1 pseudogene is annotated in these 1,016 nt (G+C 37.6%); it reads left to right on the forward strand.

Annotation, left to right across the window (positions count from 1 at the left end):
* Positions 1-1,016: pseudogene (locus tag NK213_RS20190) on the forward strand (hypothetical protein); the annotation flags it as partial.

Here is a 1,016-nt window from a genome sequence, read left to right on the forward strand (position 1 = left end):
GAAATAGAAAGATACAGGACTGAATTAAATACCGTAACCCGTCAGATAAATAACATGGGAAATACATCAGGCGGAGCCACATCAGGAGTTCAGAAACTAATGGCTTCCTTAGGCGGAGTAAAAGGAATTCTGGCCGGTCTTGGAATAGCAGTAGGAATAAGGGAATTAGGGAAATTAGGCTTACAGTGTATAAACTCGGCAAGTGATATAAAGGAACTTGATAATGTGCTTGAACAGGTATTTGGCAAAGGTAAGGAAGATATAGCCAAATGGGCAGAGGGAGTAAGTACTGATGTAGGAAGAGCCTCATATCAGTTACAAAAATTTGCCTCTGTTTACGGAAGTATATTTAAAGGCTCAGGAATAAAAACAGAAGATTTTCAGGATATGTCAACAGCCTTGTCTCAGTTAACAGCAGACTTCTCATCCTTTTTCAATGTGGCGGATGACGAAGCTTTTACGGCTTTGAAAGCAGGATTGACAGGAGAATCAGAGCCATTAAAAAGATTCGGGATAATATTAAATGAAACAACAGCAGCAGAGTATGCCCTGTCTCAGGGAATAAAAACAAAATGGAAAGAAATGTCAGAAGCACAAAAACAGCTGGTAAGATATAACTTTCTAATGGATAAGACAAACTTTATCCAGGGAGATGCAGAAAGAACCATAGGAAGTTATGCCAATCAGTTAAAAGTAATGGAAGCATATATTGATAACATTTCAAGAGCTTTCGGACAGAAATTTATTCCGGCCGGTGAAGGAGTATTAGGAGTAATTAATAATATGCTTGGTGCTGTAGACAGAATGGTAGATACTAAAAATATAGATGATTATGCAATGCAGTTCTATAGTATAAAAACGGAACTTGAAGGTCTTTACGCAAGATATAGTCAATTATCTCAAATAGAGGGAAGAAGCCCTGAACAGGAAAAAGAAAGACTGGCAATATATCAGGATATAGCCGAAATAGCACCAGAAATAGTAGGAGTAATAAGTAACGAGGCAAGTGAATATAA

Source organism: Sebaldella sp. S0638 (assembly GCF_024158605.1).
Lineage (GTDB): Bacteria > Fusobacteriota > Fusobacteriia > Fusobacteriales > Leptotrichiaceae > Sebaldella.